The 15013-nt window shown below is 72.3% G+C and carries 17 protein-coding genes; 4 read left to right on the top strand and 13 right to left on the bottom strand.

Annotation, left to right across the window (positions count from 1 at the left end; translation table 11 throughout):
- Positions 1–62 precede the first annotated feature (62 nt).
- Positions 63–731: a TrkA family potassium uptake protein gene (locus tag AB0J21_RS15055; protein WP_363146372.1), complete on the top strand. Its 669-nt coding sequence runs from the start codon at positions 63–65 to the stop codon at positions 729–731.
- Complete coding sequence (locus tag AB0J21_RS15050) at positions 731–1426, top strand: TrkA family potassium uptake protein (protein WP_363146371.1); 696 nt, start codon at positions 731–733, stop codon at positions 1424–1426. Before AB0J21_RS15055 ends, AB0J21_RS15050 begins: the two co-directional genes overlap by 1 nt.
- Before the next feature lie 104 nt (positions 1427–1530).
- Here AB0J21_RS15050 and AB0J21_RS15045 read toward each other — a convergent pair whose 3' ends face one another.
- The 7 genes from AB0J21_RS15045 to dut form a co-directional block, all read right to left on the bottom strand.
- A complete protein-coding gene (locus tag AB0J21_RS15045) occupies positions 1531–2340 on the bottom strand; it encodes a DUF3159 domain-containing protein (RefSeq protein WP_363146370.1) in 810 nt (269 codons plus the stop codon).
- A 4-nt stretch (positions 2341–2344) separates the two neighbouring features.
- Positions 2345–2746 (bottom strand): OB-fold nucleic acid binding domain-containing protein, encoded by a 402-nt coding sequence (locus AB0J21_RS15040; protein ID WP_363146369.1) that lies wholly within the window; start codon positions 2744–2746, stop codon positions 2345–2347.
- A gap of 121 nt (positions 2747–2867) precedes the next feature.
- On the bottom strand, positions 2868–3551 hold the full coding sequence (locus AB0J21_RS15035) for a response regulator (protein WP_363146368.1): 684 nt from the start codon (positions 3549–3551) through the stop codon (positions 2868–2870).
- Positions 3548–6136, bottom strand: a complete 2589-nt coding sequence (locus tag AB0J21_RS15030) for a sensor histidine kinase KdpD (protein WP_363146367.1) — start codon at positions 6134–6136, stop codon at positions 3548–3550. Before AB0J21_RS15030 ends, AB0J21_RS15035 begins: the two co-directional genes overlap by 4 nt.
- A 184-nt stretch (positions 6137–6320) precedes the next feature.
- Complete coding sequence (locus AB0J21_RS15025) at positions 6321–6590, bottom strand: SDR family oxidoreductase (RefSeq protein ID WP_363146366.1); 270 nt, start codon at positions 6588–6590, stop codon at positions 6321–6323.
- 48 nt (positions 6591–6638) lie between these two features.
- Positions 6639–7403, bottom strand: a complete 765-nt coding sequence (locus AB0J21_RS15020; protein ID WP_363146365.1) for a DUF3710 domain-containing protein — start codon at positions 7401–7403, stop codon at positions 6639–6641.
- 1 nt (position 7404) lies between these two features.
- On the bottom strand, positions 7405–7920 hold the full coding sequence (dut, locus tag AB0J21_RS15015; RefSeq protein ID WP_363146364.1) for a dUTP diphosphatase: 516 nt from the start codon (positions 7918–7920) through the stop codon (positions 7405–7407).
- 108 nt (positions 7921–8028) lie between these two features.
- Here dut and AB0J21_RS15010 point away from each other — a divergent pair, with 108 nt between their 5' ends.
- The gene (locus tag AB0J21_RS15010; RefSeq protein ID WP_363146363.1) at positions 8029–8487 is read left to right on the top strand and encodes a DUF3093 domain-containing protein; all 459 of its coding nucleotides are present in this window, start codon (positions 8029–8031) and stop codon (positions 8485–8487) included.
- Positions 8488–8507: 20 nt separating this feature from the next.
- Here the strand turns inward: AB0J21_RS15010 and AB0J21_RS15005 are convergent, their stop codons facing one another.
- The 4 genes from AB0J21_RS15005 to AB0J21_RS14990 form a co-directional block, all read right to left on the bottom strand.
- On the bottom strand, positions 8508–9425 hold the full coding sequence (locus AB0J21_RS15005) for a hypothetical protein (protein ID WP_363146362.1): 918 nt from the start codon (positions 9423–9425) through the stop codon (positions 8508–8510).
- Positions 9426–9437: 12 nt separating this feature from the next.
- Positions 9438–9734, bottom strand: a complete 297-nt coding sequence (locus AB0J21_RS15000) for a DUF4193 domain-containing protein (RefSeq protein ID WP_077970787.1) — start codon at positions 9732–9734, stop codon at positions 9438–9440.
- A 394-nt stretch (positions 9735–10128) separates the two neighbouring features.
- Entirely contained in the window at positions 10129–11400 is a 1272-nt protein-coding gene (locus AB0J21_RS14995; protein ID WP_363146361.1) for a HAMP domain-containing sensor histidine kinase, read from the bottom strand.
- Positions 11401–11402: 2 nt separating this feature from the next.
- On the bottom strand, positions 11403–12056 hold the full coding sequence (locus AB0J21_RS14990; protein WP_363146360.1) for a response regulator transcription factor: 654 nt from the start codon (positions 12054–12056) through the stop codon (positions 11403–11405).
- Between the two features lie 411 nt (positions 12057–12467).
- On the opposite strand from AB0J21_RS14990, the gene AB0J21_RS14985 reads away from it, so the two are divergent.
- On the top strand, positions 12468–12665 hold the full coding sequence (locus AB0J21_RS14985; protein ID WP_363146359.1) for a hypothetical protein: 198 nt from the start codon (positions 12468–12470) through the stop codon (positions 12663–12665).
- Positions 12666–12811: 146 nt separating this feature from the next.
- Here AB0J21_RS14985 and AB0J21_RS14980 read toward each other — a convergent pair whose 3' ends face one another.
- Positions 12812–13612 carry an inositol monophosphatase family protein gene (locus AB0J21_RS14980; RefSeq protein ID WP_363146358.1) on the bottom strand — a complete coding sequence of 267 codons (801 nt, stop codon included), beginning with the start codon at positions 13610–13612 and terminating at the stop codon, positions 12812–12814.
- A 68-nt stretch (positions 13613–13680) separates the two neighbouring features.
- Positions 13681–14793 (bottom strand): ferrochelatase, encoded by a 1113-nt coding sequence (locus tag AB0J21_RS14975; RefSeq protein WP_363146357.1) that lies wholly within the window; start codon positions 14791–14793, stop codon positions 13681–13683.
- Positions 14794–15013 lie beyond the last annotated feature (220 nt).

The following is a 15013-nucleotide window of genomic DNA, read 5'->3' as shown; positions in this document are numbered from 1 at the left end:
GGGGCGGGACTTCGCCCCCGTCACGCGTCGGGGGCACCGCGAAGCAAGCCGGAAGGACGGTCGTGCACATCGTCATTATGGGATGCGGGAGAGTGGGTTCCGCTCTCGCGCAGACCTTGGAGCAGCAGGGGCACACGGTCGCCGTGATCGACCGGGACCCCACGGCCTTCCGCCGTCTGGGCTCCGGCTTCGGCGGGCGCCGCGTCACCGGGATCGGCTTCGACCAGGACACCCTGCGCGAGGCGGGGATCGAGGAGGCCGGTGCCTTCGCCGCGGTGAGCAGTGGCGACAACTCGAACATCATCGCCGCCCGGGTCGCCCGGGAGATGTTCGGCATCGAGCACGTCGCCGCCCGTATCTACGATCCGCGCCGTGCCGAGGTGTACCAGCGCCTGGGCATCCCGACGGTGGCCACGGTCCGCTGGACGGCCGACCAGATGCTGCGGCGGCTGCTGCCCTCGGGGGCGGAGCCGCTGTGGCGCGATCCCACGGGAGCGGTGCAGCTCGCCGAGGTGTACGCGACCGAGGCGTGGGTCGGTCACAAGGTGAGCCGGCTGCAGGAGGAGACCGGGGTGCGCGTCGCGTTTCTCACACGTCTGGGTGAGGCGATGCTGCCCACCTCACAGACCGTCGTCCAGGACGGGGACCTCGTCCACGTCATGATGCGGACCGGGGACGTGCAGCGCGTCGAGGCGGCCTTCGCCGACGGTCCGCGGGAAGGCGGTCAGTGATGAGGATCGCTATCGCCGGGGCCGGCGCGGTGGGCCGTTCCATCGCGGGTGAGCTGCTGGAGAACGGGCACGAGGTCCTGCTGATCGACAAGACGCCGACGGCGATCTCGGTCGAGCGGGTGCCGCAGGCGGAGTGGCTGCTGGCCGACGCGTGCGAGATCACCTCGCTGGACGAGGCGGCGTTGCAGCGCTGCAACGTCGTGATCGCGGCGACCGGCGACGACAAGGTCAACCTCGTCGTCTCGCTGCTCGCCAAGACGGAGTACGCGGTGCCGCGGGTCGTCGCGCGGGTCAACAACCCGAAGAACGAGTGGCTGTTCAACGACTCCTGGGGGGTGGACGTCGCGGTGTCGACGCCGCGCCTGATGTCGGCGCTGGTCGAGGAGGCGGTGAGCGTCGGCGATCTCGTACGGCTGCTGCGCTTCAGCCACGGCGACGCGAACCTCGTGGAGCTGACCCTGCCGCCGGAGTCCGCGCTCGCGGGCACGCAGGTCGGGGACGTGCGCTGGCCCGAGGACACCTCGCTCGTCACGATCATCCGGGGCACCCGGGTGCTCGCGCCGACGGTCGAGGACTCCCTGGAGGCCGGTGACGAACTCCTCTTCGTCGCCGCGCAGGCCCGGGAGGAGCAGTTGGAGGACCTGCTGTCCGTGCGCCGGGACAGCGCCGGGGACCCGGCGGTGGGCGAGGACTGATCCGGCGGGCGGGTCCCGGGAAGTCCGGACACGAAAGAGTGGGTGGGCACCCCTGAGGGTGCCCACCCACTCTTTCGTGTGCGCGCGGGCTGCCGCGCTGTCTGTCAGTGACCCGGCGGGCGCTGCTCGCCGTCCGCGGCCGGGGCGCCGGCCGCGTCGGCGGCCTTGCGCTCCTCCTCGGCGCGTTCGCGCTCCTCCATCTCCGCGAACACGTCGATGGGCGCGGGCGCCTTGGCCAGGAAGATCCAGGTGAGCCAGACCGCGAGCAGGAACGGCGGGATCTTCAGCGAGACGAGGATCCAGCCGAGCGAGGTGGTGTCGGCCCACCAGTAGAGCGGGAAGAGGATCGCGCACTTGGCGAGCAGGATGAGGCCCCAGGCCCAGCTGGAGCGCGCGTACGCCTTCTTGCGGCCCGGATTGCGGGTGCGCCAGGAGAGGTTCTCCTTGAAGATCGGGCCGAGGATCACGCCGATCAGGGGCACGCCCGCGAGGGTGGTGACGAGGTACGCGAGGGCCAGGCCCAGTGTGTACAGCATCCCCGGCAGGTAGAAGTCCTTCGCGTTGCCGGTGAAGAGGGCGAACACGACGCCGAAGGCGACCCCGAAGACACCGCTGAAGGCGTGCTTGACGGTGCCGCGCTGCACGAGGCGGGCCACGCCCAGCACGAGCGACACGGCGAGCGCGGCGATCGCGGAGACGTGCAGGTTCTTGTTGACCGTGAAGACGGTGACGAAGAGCAGCCCCGGCAGCATCGTCTCGACCATGCCGCGCAGGCCGCCGAAGGCCTCGAAGAGGGCGGCCTCGGTCACCGCGCGGGAGGCCGCGTCCGTGGTCTGCGGCGCCTGGGCTTCTTCGCGGGCGGTGGGCGGCCCGTCCTTCTTCCGGTGGCTGGTCGGCTTGTCGAGGGACGTCACCGGGTTACTCCCGTCCGAGGGGCTTGAGTTCGTACTTCGGATTGAACAGCACCCGTCGGCCGTGGCTCATGCAGATACGGCCGGAGGCGATCAGCTTGCGCCCCGGTTCGATCCCGACGATGGAGCGCCTGCCGAGCCACACCACGTCGAGCGGGGCGGTCCCGTCGAAGAGTTCCGCCTCCAGGGCCGGGACGCCGGCCCGTGGCCGCAGGGTGACCGTGCGCAAGGTACCAGTTACCGTGACGAGCTGCCGGTCGCGGGCCGCGTCGATGCGGGTGCAGCCGGTGGTGGTCTCGGCGTCCTCCTGGAGCTCTTCGGACTCCAGGTCCTCCTGGGACGTGGAGAGACGGTCCAGCATCCGGCGGAACCGGCCGGCCGTCTTCTCGGGACGAGGAGTTGCGCTCATACGACGAAGCCTAACCGGGATGGGGAACGGGGCGTCCGGGGCCGTCGGCTCGCGGACCTGGCACGGGGCGCGGAGCCCTCGCGTACGCGGCACCCCGCTCGGGTACCCGGGAAGCCGCCGCTCACTTCTCGAAGCGGTAGCCCATGCCGGGTTCGGTGACGAAGTGGCGCGGGTGGGCGGGGTCGAGTTCCAGTTTGCGCCGCAGCTGGGCCATGTACACGCGCAGGTAGTTGGTCTCGGTGCCGTAGGAGGGCCCCCACACCTCCTGGAGCAGTTGTTTCTGGCCCACCAGGCGGCCCGCGTTGCGCACCAGGACCTCCAGGAGGTGCCATTCGGTGGGGGTGAGCCGTACGTCGTGGCCCTCGCGCTGCACCTTCTTCGCGGCGAGGTCGACGGTGAAGCCGGCGGTCTCCACGACGACGCCGCCCTCGTCGGCCGCGGTGGGCTCGGCACGGCGTACGGCGGCGCGCAGCCGGGCGAGCAGTTCGTCCATGCCGAAGGGCTTGGTGACGTAGTCGTCGGCGCCCGCGTCGAGCGCCTCGACCTTCTCGTCGGAGCTGTGCCGGGCGGACAGCACGAGGATGGGCACCCTGGTCCAGCCGCGCAGGCCCCTGATGACCTCGACGCCGTCCATGTCGGGCAGCCCGAGGTCGAGGACGACGACGTCGGGGTGGCGGGCGGCGGCGAGCTGGAGGGCGCTCGCTCCGTCGGGGGCGGCGTCCACCTCGTACTGGCGTGCCTTGAGGTTGATCACCAGGGCGCGCACGAGCTGCGGCTCGTCGTCCACCACCAGGACCCGGGTCATGGGCGGGCCGCCTTTCCTTCGTCGTGTCCTGCGGTCCGTACGGCTCGTACGGCGGGTGGTGCCGGGTTTGGCGGTGCGTCGCCCGGGGTGGCGACGGGCAGCGTCAGGACCATCGTGAGCCCGCCGCCGGGGGTGTCCTCGGCGCCGAGGGTGCCGCCCATGGCCTCCGTGAAGCCCCGGGCGACGGCGAGGCCGAGCCCCACGCCGGTGCCGCGCGGGGCGTCCCCGTAGCGCTGGAAGGGGGCGAAGATCCGGTCCTTGGCCTCGTCGGGAACTCCGGGACCGCGGTCGACGACCCGCAGTTCCACGCGGTCGCCGAGGGTGCTCGCCGTCACCAGTACGGGGGTACCGGGAGGGCTGTACTTGACGGCGTTCTCCACCACGTTGGCGACGGCCCTCTCCAGGAGCCCGGGGTCCACGGCCGTCATCGGCAGGGTCTCGGGGACGTCGAGGTCGACGTGGGCGTCCGGCGGGACGCCGCCGAGCGCCATCGGGACCACCTCGTCGAGGTCGATCTCGCGGATCAGCGGGGTCACGGTGCCGGTCTGGAGGCGGGACATGTCGAGGAGGTTGCCGACGAGGTGGTCGAGGCGGTCGGCGCCGTCCTCGATGCCTTCGAGGAACTCGGCGCGGTCCGCGGGCGACCACGCGACGTCCTCGGAGCGCAGCGAGGTGACCGCCGCCTTGATCGCGGCGAGCGGGGTGCGCAGGTCGTGGCTGACGGCGGCGAGCAGGGCGGTGCGTATCCGGTTGCCCTCGGCGAGGGCGCGGGCCTGCTCCGCCTCGTCCTGGAGACGCTGCCGGTCGAGGACGACGGCGGCCTGCGCGGCGAAGGCGGCGAGCACGCGGCGGTCGGCGGCGGGCAGGACGCGGCCGGACAGCGCGAGCGCCATGTGGTCACCGACCGGCATGTCCACGTCGGCCTCCTCGGGCCGCTGGGCGGGCTGCGGTCCGACGCTGCCCGCGGGGGCCCACGGTTCGAGGTCGCCGGCCCGCTCCAGGAGCGCCACCGAGTCCATGCCGAAGGTCTCGCGCACCCGCTCCAGCAGGGCGTCCAGGGTGGTCTCGCCGCGCAGGACGCTGCCCGCGAGGAAGGACAGGATCTCGGACTCGGCGCGCAGCCGGGCCGCCTGGTGCGTGCGGCGGGCGGCGAGGTCCACGACGGAGGCCACCGAGAGGGCGACCGAGAAGAACACGACGATCGCGACGATGTTGGAGGGGTCGCTGACGGTCAGGGTGCTGGTGGGCGGGGTGAAGTAGAAGTTCAGCAGGATCGATCCCGCGGCGGCCGAGGCGAGCGCGGGGAGCAGCCCGCCGAGCAGCGCGGCGCCCACGGTGAGGGACAGGAACAGCAGGACGTCGTTGGCGAGGCCCGGCCCGTGGTCGACCCGGGTGAGCACGGCGGCGAGCAGCGCGGGCCCGCCGACGCCGACGATCCAGCCGGCGATGATCCTGGAGCGGCCCAGCCGCGCGCCCCGGGCCACGGGCAGCCCGCGCCCCTTGGCGACGGCCTCGTGGGTGACGATGTGGACGTCGAGGTCGGGCGCCGACTCGCGGGCCACGGTCGCGCCGACACCGGGCCCGAAGACGTACTGCCAGGTCTTGCGGCGCGAGGAACCGAGGACGATCTGGGTGGCGTTGATCCCGCGTGCGAAGTCGAGCAGGGCGACGGGTATGTCGTCGCCTATGACGTGGTGGAAGGTGCCGCCGAGGTCCTCCACGAGGGTGCGCTGGAGCGCGAGCTCCTTGGGCGAGGCGGCGGTCAGCCCGTCGCTGCGGGCGATGTAGACGGCGAGGATCTCGCTGCCCGATCCCTTGGCCGCCATACGGGCGGCGCGGCGGATGAGGGTGCGCCCCTCGGGCCCGCCGGTGATGCCGACAACGATGCGTTCCCTGGCCTGCCAGGTGGAGCGGATGCCGTGCTCGCCGCGGTACTGCTGGAGGTACTCGTCGGCGCGGTCGGCGACCCACAGGAGGGCCAGTTCGCGCAGGGCGGTGAGGTTGCCGGGGCGGAAGTAGTTGGCGAGGGCCGCGTCGACCTTGTCGGGGGCGTAGACGTTTCCGTGCGCCATGCGGCGGCGCAGCGCCTGGGGCGACATGTCGACCAGTTCGATCTGGTCGGCGCGGCGCACCACCTCGTCCGGGACGGTCTCGCGCTGCCGTACGCCGGTGATGGACTCGACGACGTCGCCGAGCGACTCCAGGTGCTGGATGTTGACGGTCGAGACGACGTCGACGCCCGCGGCGAGCAGTTCCTCCACGTCCTGCCAGCGTTTGGCGTTGCGGGCGCCGGGGACGTTGGTGTGCGCGAGTTCGTCGACGAGGGCGACGGCGGGCCCGCGGGCGAGGACCGCGTCCACGTCCATCTCCTCGAAGCGGGCGCCGCGGTGCGCGTGGGTGGCGCGCGGTACCTGTTCGAGGCCGTGCAGCAGGTTCTCGGTGCGGGGCCGGCCGTGGTGCTCGACGAGGGCGACCACGAGGTCGGTGCCCCTCTCGACGCGGCGGTGGGCCTCGGCGAGCAGGGCGTAGGTCTTGCCCACGCCGGGGGCCGCCCCCAGGTAGATACGAAGCTTTCCGCGTCCCATGGCCTCATTGTCTTCCGCTCGGCCGCGCGGGGCCCACCGCGCTCACGCGGGCGCGGCCCGCCCGTCCGTTCCCGAACCTACCGCCGGGGATACGGACATTCCGGGCGGGTAACGGGGCCGGGGCGCTCCTTTACGGAACCCTGATGGGCACGGGTGCCGGGCGGAGGCGGCGCCCGGGCCAGGGTCAGCGGGCGGTGTAGGCGCCGTCCACCAGGTGATAGCTGCCGTGGATGAAGGAGGCGCGCTCGGAGAGCAGGAAGGCGATCAGCTCGGCGACCTCCTCGCCGGTGCCCAGGCGGCCGGCCGGGCGCGCTCCGGCACAAGACCGCCGTACCGGGGGGCCGCTCGCGGAAACGGCCGAGGGGCCGCACCCCGTACAACGGATGCGGCCCCTCGGCCGTACGGTGCGCGGGCCCCATCGGGCCTGCGCGCCTTCTGCGCTTGCTGCGGGCACTGTCGGTGTCAGGACCGCCGCGGCGGTCCTGACGCGATACTGCGACGCTCAGCGGATCTCGGAGATCTCCGGTCCGCGGGCGAGCTGCCCCAGGTCCCCGGAGAACCGGGAACCGGCCTGGCTCTCCTGCTGGACGCCCTCGGGCACCATCTGGGCGTCGTCGGGCAGCTTCAGGACGATCGGGTCACGCGGGGCCATCGGGCCCTCGCCGCGGACGACCACGGTGTCCCGCAGGATCTGCTCCAGCACACCGGCGGCCTGCGGCTGGACGGCGCCCTGGCCGGAGATCACCCCGCGCAGGAACCAGCGCGGTCCGTCCACGCCGACGAAGCGGACCACCTGGTGGCCGCTCTTGCCGTCGGGCAGCTGGATCGGGACCTGGGCGCGCAGCTCCCAGCCGAGCGGGCCCTCGACCTCGTCGATGATCCCGCCCTGACGGGTGATGCCGGTCGCGATCTCCTCGCGGACCTCACCCCAGATGCCCTCGCGCTTGGGCGCGGCGAAGGCCTGGAGCTGCACGGCACTGTCACCGAGGACGACGGTCGCCGCGACGATCGCGTCGCCCGCGACCTCGACCCGCAGCTCCATCCCCTCGACGCCGGGCACGAACACGCCACCGAGGTCGACCCGGCCGTCGCCGGGTTCGCGCAGCTCGGAGACGTCCCAGGGTCCGTCGGGCCGAGGGGCCGGCGGAAGGTTGCGGCGCTGCGGCTCGCCGTCGGCGCCCGTAGCGCCCCGGGCGTCGTCGCCGACCTGCTCGGTCTCGCTCGCCGCGTCGTCGGCGGCACTACTGTTCTTGCGACGTCCGAACACGTCACTGTCCTTCCCGGTCGGATACGACCGAAGCGTAGCTGTTCCCACCCTCGCGGCCGCCCACGGAAATGTGCCCGCCGGTGGACCCGAAGCCCCCCTCGGCCCGCTGCGAGCCGGGAAGTTCACCGACTTCCTCGAAGCTGACCCTCTCGACCCGCTGGACGACCAGTTGGGCAATCCGGTCGAAGCGCTCGAACCGCACGCGCTCGCGCGGATCGAGATTCACCACGATCACCTTGATCTCCCCACGGTACCCGGCATCAACCGTCCCGGGGGCATTCACGAGGGCCACACCGCAGCGGGCGGCGAGGCCGGAACGGGGGTGCACGAAGGCGGCGTAGCCCTCGGGCAGCGCGAGGGCCACCCCGGTCGGCAGCACGGCCCGCTCCCCGGGGGCGAGTTCGGCCGCCTCGGTGGTGACGAGGTCGGCCCCCGCGTCGCCGGGGTGCCCGTAGGCGGGGAGGGGCACGTCGGGGTCGACCCTCCGCAGCTGGACGGTCAGGGACTCTCGGTTCACTGTTCACTCCGGGTGACGCGAAAGGTACGGCCTGCTCGCGGCCGGTGTTCGGCGCCCGACCTTACCCGCGTCGCCGGAGGCCGAGGGGGCCGTGCCAAGCTTGGATTCATGCAGCCTTACGAAGAACGTCTGACCGCGCCCCGTTCCTGGTGGCTGGTGTGCTTCCTGATCGGCGTCGCGTGCGCGCTCATCGCGCTTCCGATCGGCGTTCTGCCGATGCTCGGCGCCCTGGTCGCGGGTGTCGCCGTCTCCGCGGTCGTGGCCAGCTCGTACGGGTCGGTGCGCATCCGGGTCGTGGGGGACGCCTTGATCGCCGACGAGGCGCGGCTGCCCGTCTCGGCGCTCGGCGAGGGCGAGATCCTCGACCGGGAGGAGGCCCAGGCGTGGCGCACCTGGAAGGCGGACACCCGGGCGTTCATGCTGCTGCGGGCCTACATCGGGACGGCCGTGCGCATCCCGGTCACCGACCCCGAGGACCCGACGCCGTACCTGTACCTCTCGACCCGTGAGCCGCAGCGGCTGCTGGACGCGGTGGCCGCGGCGCGCGCGGCGACGCCGGCCGCCTGAGGCGGGCGCCGTTCACCCTGTCAGGGCTCCGGCGAGGGATCGGCGGGGCCCGGCAGCCGCTCGGGGGACTTCGGCTGCTCCAGCGGGGGCAGCGCGGGCAGTTCCTCCCAGGCGATCGCGTGGCGGCGCAGGTCGGCCCGGATGCGTTCGGCGAGTTTGCGGGTGTCGCGCCGGTTGAGGTAGGCGCCGACGGCCGCGCCGATCATGAAGGGCATCAGGTTGGGCAGATTGCGCACCGTGCGCTTCATGACCTGTTGACGCAGTTCCTTCTTGACGTGCCCGCTGAGCCCCAGGTTGACGGAGGTGGGCTTGGCGAGGTCGATGCCCCGCTCCTGCGTCCAGGAGGTCAGGTAGGCGGTGCTGCGCTGTCTGAGCGCCCCCTCGGGGCGACGCCCGTACACCTCGTGCAGTTCGGCGACGAGCTTCAGCTCGACCGCCGCGACCGCGGTGATCTCGGCCGCCAGCTCCGCCGGCATCGCGGGCGGCACCGGCATCATCGCCGCGGCGCCCACACCGGCGCCGACCGCGGAGGCCGCGGCCGCGGCTCCCGCGACGAGTTTGTCCGCCAGTTGCTCGGGGCCGAGTCCGGGGAACTGCGCGCGCAGGGTCTGAAGATCACGTACGGGGATGCGTGGCGCGGTCTCGATGATGCGGTCGGCGACAAGGGCGAGCGCGGCGCGGGCGCCCTGTCCGCCTTTGAGTACTCCGTTGCGTATGCCGCCGCGCACGGAGGCGATCCGGCCGCCGGCCGTGCGCGGTGCTCCAGGGCCGTCAGCAGCGTCCTGCGGGCCCGCGGGGGCCGGGAGGCGTGGTTCGGCCCGCGGGCCTTCGAGCGAGGCCGCAGGGCCCCGCTCGTCCACGCGTTCACCCTGGCCGGGACCACTGTCGGCTGCCGACTTCCGGAAGCGGCGCTTCCGGGGCGGGGTCGAGCCTGTCACGGCCGCCCGCCCTCAGTCGCAGTCGCGGCAGATGGGCTGGCCGTTCTTCTCGCGGGCGAGCTGGCTCCTGTGGTGGACCAGGAAGCAGCTCATGCAGGTGAACTCGTCCTGCTGCTTGGGCAGGACACGGACGGCCAGTTCCTCGTTGGACAGGTCCGCGCCGGGCAGCTCCAGCCCCTCGGCGGCCTCGAACTCGTCGACGTCGACGGTCGAGGTGGACTTGTCGTTACGCCGGGCCTTGAGTTCTTCGAGGCTGTCCTCGTTGAGGTCGTCGTCCGTCTTGCGTGGAGTGTCGTAATCCGTAGCCATGTCGCTCTCCCCCTCTGGGTGTCTGTGCGGTGTCTCAGCGCTCGTAACGCGTGAGAGGCCGGACTTGTGCCCGACCTGAGGCGGAGATTTTGCCTCACATCAAGGTCTGTTACTCAATCGACACCTGTACCAGCCCCGTGAACAGGGGGTGGGCCGAGTGCCGGTGCGAACGGTAACCGGTGCGAATGTCGCACCGGACCACCGTCCCCCCGTGTACTTCCCGTGAGGCGCACCCCCGAAAACCCCCATTTTCCAGGCGTTTCACCGACCACATGGATCACCCAGAGTGAATGTCTGAATATCCGCTCCTGTGATCGATCACACAGGGGGAACGGGTCCGTAGGTCCAGAAAATTCCCCTTAAAGCGAACAAGGTGGTCGCTCACGGTGTGTCGTCACAGCGGCAGAGTGACACGCATCACGAGCCCTCCGCCCTCGCGGGGCTCGGCGTGGATACGTGCTCCGTGGGCCCGGACCACCGAGCGGACGATGGACAGCCCGAGCCCCGCGCCCTTGTCGCTGCCGGTGCGCTCGGTGCGCAGCCGGCGGAAGGGCTCGAAGAGGTTGTCGATCTCGTACGCGGGGACGACGGGGCCCGTGTTGGCCACGACCAGGACGGCCTGTCCGTGCTGGGCCTCGGTGTCGACCGAGACCCAGCCGCCCTCCCCGGCCGGCAGGTTGTAGCGCACGGCGTTCTGCACGAGGTTGAGCGCGACCCTCTCCAGCAGGACCCCGTTGCCCTCGACGACGCCCGGGGCCCGCTCCCCGCGCAGCTCCACACCGCGGTCGGCGGCCTCCGACCTGACCTGGTCGATGGCCCGGCCGGCGACCTCCGCGAGGTCCACCGGCCCGCGCTCGACGATCTGGTTGTCGCTGCGGGCGAGCAGCAGCAGCCCCTCGACGAGTTGTTCGCTGCGCTCGTTGGTGGCGAGCAGGGTCTTGCCGAGCTGCTGCAGTTCGGGGGGCGCTCCGGGGTCGGAGAGCTGGACCTCCAGGAGCGTGCGGTTGATCGCGAGCGGCGTGCGCAGTTCATGGGAGGCGTTGCCGACGAACCGCTGCTGCGCGGTGAAGGCCCGCTCCAGCCGCTCCAGCATCTCGTCGAAGGTGTCGGCGAGTTCCTTCAGTTCGTCGTCCGGGCCGTCCAGCTTGATCCGGCGCGAGAGATCGGAACCGGCCACCTGCCGGGCGGTCCTGGTGATCCTGCCGAGCGGGGAGAGCACCCGGCCGGCCATCGCGTACCCGAAGGCGAAGGCGATGACGCTCAGCCCGAGCAGCGCCATCAGGGAACGGCTCAACAGGTGGTCGAGGGCCTGCTGCCGCTGCTGTCCGACACAGTCGTTGAGGGCGTCGTTGAACACCGTGGAGTCGTGCAGGGTGCTGAGGTTCGGGCACACGTCGCTGGAGACCCGGACCTGTCCGGAGACGACCTGGAAGGGCAGTTTCTGGCCGACCCCGACCGCCTGCACCGCGAGCAGGTAGATGATCGAGAGCAGCAGGATGCCGGCGATCAGGAACATGCCGCCGTACAGCAGGGTGAGCCGTATCCGGATGGTCGGCCGCAGCCACGGGAAGGGCGGTTCGGCGCCGTGCGGGGCCCAGTGCGGTTTGGGCGGTACGGGCTTGGGGGCGGTGGGCCGGGCCGGGGGCGGGGAGGGGGACGCGGCCATGCTCAGATCCGGTAGCCGGAGCCGGGCACGGTGACGATGACGGCCGGCTCCCCCAGCTTGCGGCGCAGGGTCATGACGGTGACGCGCACCACGTTGGTGAAGGGGTCGGTGTTCTCGTCCCAGGCCTTCTCCAGGAGCTGCTCGGCGGAGACCACGGCGCCCTCGCTGCGCATGAGCACTTCGAGGACGGCGAACTCCTTGGGCGCGAGCTGGATCTCCCTGTTGTCCCGGAACACCTCGCGGCGGTTCGGGTCGAGCTTGATCCCGGCACGCTCCAGCACGGGGGGCAGCGGCACGCTGGTGCGCCGGCCCAGGGCCCTCACCCGGGCGATCAGCTCGGTGAAGGCGAAGGGCTTGGGCAGGTAGTCGTCCGCGCCGATCTCCAGGCCCTCGACCCGGTCGCTCACGTCGCCGGAGGCGGTGAGCATCAGGACGCGGGTGGGCATGCCCAGTTCGACGATCCGCCGGCACACGTCATCGCCGTGCACGAGGGGCAGGTCGCGGTCGAGGACCACGACGTCGTAGTCGTTGACCCCGATCCGTTCGAGGGCGGCGGCGCCGTCGTACACGACGTCGACCGCCATGGCCTCCCGGCGCAGTCCGGTGGCCACCGCATCGGCGAGCAGTTGCTCGTCCTCGACGACGAGTACGCGCACGTCGTCCGTCCTTTCTCGGGGCGCCCCTCGGCGGGGGCGCGGGCAGGTGGGCGCCCGGAACGGCCGGGGCCCAGGCACCCCTGGCGGGGGTGCGGGCACACGGGGGCGCGGTTCCGGGGTCTCCATCCTGCCCCTTTCGGCCATAAACCGGCTGTAAGACGTTCACCCGGGACCGCTGCGGGAGCCGCGAAAGCCGCCGGAACCGGGAATCGCCGATTCGGCGCGGTGGTTGAGGTTTCCACGGGATCGGGCCGGGGGAAGACCCCAGAACACCCGCGATCACGTTTGGCATGTGGTCCGCCGTCCAGGCGGACCGCCGGCCGCTTCCGCAGAGCGGCGCCGGCACGATCGCTCCCTCCCCAGGCACACCCCCGTGCCGCCGACCCACGACCCATGACGAGGGGGCGCACCATGGACGCATTCACCGCAGGACTGCTGCAACGCATAAAGAGCACCGAGTCCGACCTGACCAGGGCCCGCGAGAGCGGCGACGACTTTCTGGTCGACGTCGAGGAGTCCGAACTGGACGACCTGCGCCGCCTCGCGGCGGAGCACGGCGTCGAGGTGAGCGCCGCGGCCGGCGCCCGCCAGACCGTCCAGCACGCCTGAGCCGCAGGGCAGGGCGTCCCCGTACTTCCGGCCGCTCGACCGGCGCCGGACCACGCGGGAGCACATGAGCCGTACCGCACGGTGAAGGGCCCCGGCATCGCTGCTCGATGCCGGGGCCCTTCACCGTGTCCCACCGCGTGGGGCGGTCAGTCGTGCCAGGCGCCCAGTGCCTCCAGCCGCGCCTGGAGCGGCTCGAAGAGTCCGGGCGGAGCGGCGACGGTCAGCTCGGTGCTGACCGGCTCCCCGGGGCGGCCGCCGGTGGCGGCCCCCGCCTCGCGGGCGATGAGATCACCGGCCGCGTAGTCCCAGGGGTTGAGCCCGCGCTCGTAGTAGCCGTCCAGGCGCCCCGCCGCCACGTCGCACAGGTCGATCGCGGCGGAACCGGCCCGGCGGATGTCCCTGACCTCGGGGATCAGGGCCCGCACGACGTCCGCCTGGTGGGCGCGGCGTTCGGCGAGGTAGCCGAAGCCGGTGCCGAGCAGGGTCTTCTCGAAGGGCGGCGCGGGCCGCACACGCAGCGCGCGGTTTCCGACGTGGGCGCCGCCGCCCAGCGCCGCCCGGTACACCTCACCGCGCATCGGGGCGTCGACGACGCCGACCACGGTCTCCCCGTCCTTGCGGGCCGCGATGGACACGCACCAGCTCGGCAGGCCGTACAGGTAGTTGACGGTGCCGTCGAGCGGGTCGATGACCCACTGGATCCCGCTGGTGCCCTCGGTCGCGGAGCCCTCCTCACCGAGCAGCCCGTCCTCGGGCCGGTGCTCGGCCAGGAAGTCGGTGATCAGTTTCTCGGAGGCGAGGTCCATCTCGGTGACCACGTCGACCGAGCTGGACTTGGTGGCGGCCACCCCGAGGTCGGCGGGCCGCCCGTCGCGCAGGAGGGCGCCGGCCCGGGAGGCCGCCTCCAGGGCGAGGTCGAGCAGTTCTGCGGTCAGCTGGTCGGTCACGGTGCTCCTGGGGCTCACGGTCGGGGTGCGGGGGACAAAGAGGAAAAGGGGAGGAGGAGCGGGGCCGCTCAGGCGCCGGCCGCGGCCGGGCGGGGGGTGCGCGCCGGGCAGCAGCCGGCCGGGCACAGGTCGTGGCTGGGGCCGAGGGCGCCGAGGGCGCAGCGCGCGGGCTGCTGTCCGCGCTCGCTCGCGGCGCGTTCCAGCACCAGGTCGCGTACCGCCGCGGCGAACCGCGGGTCAGCGCCGACGGTCGCCGAACGCCGTACCGGCAGCCCGAGTTCGGCGGCCTTGTCGCGGGCCTCCGTGTCGAGGTCGTACAGGACCTCCATGTGGTCCGAGACGAAGCCGATGGGGGCCATGACGACGGCCGGGACGCCCTGTCCGTGCAGCTCCTCCAGGTGGTCGCAGATGTCGGGCTCCAGCCACGGGATGTGCGGGGCGCCGCTGCGCGACTGGTAGACGAGGCGGTAGGGGTGGTCGACACCGGTGCGCTCCAGGACGGCGGCGTGGATCAGCGCGGCCACCTCCAGGTGCTCGGCGACGTAGGCGCCGCCCTCGCCGTGCGCCTCGACGGGGCCCGAGGTGTCGGCGGCCGAGACCGGGATGGAGTGCGTGGTGAAGGCCAGGTGCGCGCCCTCGCGTACGTCCTCGGGCAGCTCGGCGAGCGAGCGCAGCACGCCGTCGGTCATCGGCTCGACGAAGCCGGGGTGGTTGAAGTAGTGGCGCAGCTTGTCGACCCGGGGCGGGGTGAGGCCCTCGGCCTCCAGCTGGGCGAGCGCGTCGGCGAGGTTCTCGCGGTACTGGCGGCAGCCGGAGTACGAGGCGTAGGCGCTGGTCGCGAGGACGGCGACGCGGCGGCGCCCGTCGCGGACCATGTCGCGCAGGGTGTCGACGAGGTAGGGCGCCCAGTTGCGGTTGCCCCAGTAGACGGGCAGGTCGAGGCCGTGCTCGGCGAAGTCCTCGCGCAGGGCGTCGAGCAGGGCGCGGTTCTGCTCGTTGATGGGGCTGACCCCGCCGAAGAGGAAGTAGTGCTTCCCGACTTCTTTGAGCCGTTCCCTGGGGATGCCCCGGCCGCGCGTGACGTTCTCCAGGAACGGGACGACGTCGTCCGGTCCTTCGGGGCCGCCGAAGGACAGCAGCAGCAGGGCGTCGTAGGGGGAGGGTTCGAGAGCTTCGGCCATGTTTCGATCCTGCCACCTGGCGCGGGAGGCCGGGAATCACCCCCGGGCTCGGCGGGCCCGCGCCCGGGGAGGGCCCGGCCAGGCTGTCGATCCGCCCTTCGGGACGGCGCGGCGCCCACCTGATTCCTTCCCGGAAGGGCGGCCCGGGTTCCTCCCGGCGGGGTGGCGCGGTCCCTCCGTACCGCCGCTGCGGAAACCCGTACGGCTGCGTAAGCTTTAT

Source organism: Streptomyces sp. NPDC049954, from assembly GCF_040656295.1.
Lineage (GTDB): Bacteria > Actinomycetota > Actinomycetes > Streptomycetales > Streptomycetaceae > Streptomyces.
The sequence above is the reverse complement of the archived record's forward strand: the minus strand, read 5'-3'. Positions and strand labels throughout refer to the sequence as shown.

Bases quoted from the DNA above. Each gene is read 5' to 3' on its own strand.
- AB0J21_RS15050 (WP_363146371.1), top strand. From the start codon at position 731: ATGAGGATCGCTATCGCCGGGGCCGGCGCGGTGGGCCGTTCCATCGCG.
- AB0J21_RS15040 (WP_363146369.1), bottom strand. From the start codon at position 2,746: ATGAGCGCAACTCCTCGTCCCGAGAAGACGGCCGGCCGGTTCCGCCGG.
- AB0J21_RS15035 (WP_363146368.1), bottom strand. From the start codon at position 3,551: ATGACCCGGGTCCTGGTGGTGGACGACGAGCCGCAGCTCGTGCGCGCC.
- AB0J21_RS15030 (WP_363146367.1), bottom strand. From the start codon at position 6,136: ATGGGACGCGGAAAGCTTCGTATCTACCTGGGGGCGGCCCCCGGCGTG.
- AB0J21_RS15010 (WP_363146363.1), top strand. From the start codon at position 8,029: ATGCAGCCTTACGAAGAACGTCTGACCGCGCCCCGTTCCTGGTGGCTG.
- AB0J21_RS15000 (WP_077970787.1), bottom strand. From the start codon at position 9,734: ATGGCTACGGATTACGACACTCCACGCAAGACGGACGACGACCTCAAC.
- AB0J21_RS14995 (WP_363146361.1), bottom strand. From the start codon at position 11,400: ATGGCCGCGTCCCCCTCCCCGCCCCCGGCCCGGCCCACCGCCCCCAAG.
- AB0J21_RS14985 (WP_363146359.1), top strand. From the start codon at position 12,468: ATGGACGCATTCACCGCAGGACTGCTGCAACGCATAAAGAGCACCGAG.
- AB0J21_RS14975 (WP_363146357.1), bottom strand. From the start codon at position 14,793: ATGGCCGAAGCTCTCGAACCCTCCCCCTACGACGCCCTGCTGCTGCTG.